Raw genomic sequence first — 2,743 nt, forward strand, 5'->3', positions numbered from 1 at the left:
CCTGCGCGTAGCTCAGTTTCGCCGCCGAGCGCATCAGCACGCGATGAAAACTGTGCGAGCGCTTGCGGCCGTCACGGCCGATCACCATCCGCACCGCGAGCGCGCCGCGCGGCTCGCCCGGCACCAGCGAGCAGAGATCGTTGGAGATGCGCTCCGGCAGCATCGGCACCACGCGGTCGGGAAAATAGACCGAGTTGCCGCGCAGCAGCGCGTCGCGATCGAGCGCCGATCCCGGCCGCACATAGAAGGCGACATCGGCGATCGCGACATGGACGATGCTGCCGCCCTTGTTGGTCGGATCGGTATCCGGCTCGGCATGGACCGCGTCGTCATGGTCCTTGGCGTCGGGCGGATCGATCGTGACGAGCGGCACGGCGCGCCAGTCCTCGCGGCCGGCCAGGGTCGCGGGTCTTGCCGCTTCCGCCTCGCGCAAGGCGGCCGGCGCAAAGGCCTGCGGAATTTCGTGGGCGTGGATCGCGATCAGGCTGACCGCTTTTTCGCTCGCGAGCGAGCCAAGCCGTTCCCTGACCTTGCCGGAAGCAAGACCGAAGGGGCGCGAGCGCACGAGGTCGACGCTGACAAGGTCGCCATCCTCGGCGCCGCCGGAATCGACGGCTGCGATGTTCAACTCGCGGCCGACCTGCTTCTTGTCGACGGGAATGAGCCGGCCGCCGCCGCCGGGAAGCTTGCGAAAGATCCCGAGCAGGCGGGTTTTGGCGTGATCGATGACCTTGATGACATGGCCATGGTAAGGCGCGCCATCGCTCTCATCCGTTTTCTCGACGCGCAGCAGCGCGCGGTCGCCGACGCCGGCCGCGGTGCCGGGCTGCGGGCGGCGCGGCACCTGAATGCGGATTTTCGGCGCAGGCCCGCTTTCCTCTTCGTCCCACTCGGTCGGCGTCGCCACCAGTTCGCCGTCGGTGTCGCGGCCGGTGATGTCGGCGATCACGGTCGGGGGCAGGGCGGCGGGCTCGAGGATCTTGCTGCCGCGCCTGGCGATGCTGCCTTCATCGGCGAGTTCCCGCAGCACGCGTTTCAGCTCGGCGCGGTCGGCGTTCTTCAGACCGAACTCGCGCGCGATTTCGCGGGTGCCGATCTTGCCGGGATTCGCCCGGATGAAGGCGACGATGGCGTCCCGGGCCGGAAAGCCATGGTCATGTTTTCTTTTCACTTATCCACGGGCCTTGCCGGCGCGTTTCTTCGCCGGCGTTTTGGGCGCGGGTTTCGCCGCCGACGTCTTGGCCGCCGACGCCACCGGCGCGCGCGCCTTGCTGATCGCGTCCGATTTCGGTTTTGCGGCCGTCTTCTTCACCGCGGCTTTCTTGGCGGGTTTGGGTGCCGCTGCGCCTGCCGCAGCCTTGTCCGCCGTGGTCTTGCCGCCCGCGGCCTTGCCTGCCGCGGTCTTGTCTCTTTCGGTCTTGTCTCTTTCAGCCGTGTCCCTTTCGGTCTTGTCTTTTTCAGTTCTGGCGGGCTTTGTGGCCTTGGCTTTCCTGGCGACACGCTTCGGCTTGCCGCCGCCCTTCGCCGCGCGCTCATCGATCAGGGCGATGGCTTCGGCCAGCGTGATCGTTTCCGGTGTCTTGTCGCTTTGAATGGTGGCGTTGACGCCGCCGGCCGTGACATAGGCGCCGTAGCGGCCGTTCTTGACGGCGACGCCGCCAAGGGTCGGGTGATCGCCGAGCGGTTTACCGGGATCGGCGCCGAAACGGCGTCCACTCGGGCCTTTTGCGATCTTTTCGGCGATCAGGGTCACCGCGCGGTTCAGCCCGATGTCAAAGACTTCATCGCCAGCCTCGAGGCTGGCATAGGTCTTTTCGTGACGCACGAACGGGCCGAACCGGCCGATGCCGGCGGTGATCGGCTCGCCGGTTTCCGGATGCCTGCCGATCTCGCGCGGCAGCGACAACAGTTTCAGCGCCAATTCGAGCTCGATATCGGAAGGCGACAGGTTCTTCGGGATACCGGCGCGTCGCGGCTTCTCGCCTTCGCCATAGTCCTTCGGCTCGCCGAGCTGGATATAGGGCCCGAACCTTCCGGCCTTCACGACCACATCGAGATCGGTCGCGGGATCCTTGCCGAGAAGGCGATCGGCGCTCGCCTCGCTGTCGGCGGCGAGCGGGCGGGTGTAGCGGCATTCCGGATAATTCGAGCAGCCGACGAAGGCGCCGAATTTTCCGGCCTTGAGGTTGAGCTTGCCGGTGCCGCAGGTCGGGCACTGCCTGACATCGCCGCCGTCGGTGCGCGGCGGGTAGATGTGCGGCCCGAGCATGTCGTCGAGCGCATCCAGCACCTCGGCGACGCGGAGATCCTTGATGTCGTTGACCGCGCCGATGAAGCCGACCCAGAACTCCTTCAGGACCTGCTGCCAGGAAATCTCGTTGTTGGAGATGCGGTCGAGCTGCTCTTCCAGATTGGCGGTGAAATCATATTCGACGTAGCGCGCGAAAAAATTCTCCAGAAACGCGACCACGACGCGGCCCTTGTCCTCGCCATGCAGCCGCTTCTTCTCCAGCTTGACATAGCCACGGTCCTTCAACACCAGCAGGATCGAGGCATAGGTCGAGGGCCGGCCGATCCCGAGCTCTTCCATGCGCTTGACCAGCGAGGCTTCCGAGAAGCGCGGCGGCGGTTCGGTGAAATGCTGGGTGACGGCGAGATTTTGCCGCTTCAGCGCTTCGCCCTCGCTCATGGCGGGGAGGCGGCGAGAGTCCTCGTCATCGCCGTCGTCGTCGCGGCCTTCCTG

2 protein-coding genes are annotated in these 2,743 nt (G+C 66.2%); both read right to left on the reverse strand.

Annotated features, from left to right (window positions below; genetic code table 11):
* Positions 1–1,171 (reverse strand): RNB domain-containing ribonuclease (locus tag WCE35_RS25700; RefSeq protein ID WP_424596115.1); only part of this gene is annotated, 1,171 nt, incomplete at its 3' end.
* Positions 1,172–2,743 (reverse strand): topoisomerase C-terminal repeat-containing protein (locus tag WCE35_RS25705; protein WP_424596116.1); only part of this gene is annotated, 1,572 nt, incomplete at its 5' end.

Origin of the sequence: Bradyrhizobium sp., assembly GCF_049691595.1 — a bacterium.
Classification (GTDB): Bacteria; Pseudomonadota; Alphaproteobacteria; order Rhizobiales; family Xanthobacteraceae; genus Bradyrhizobium.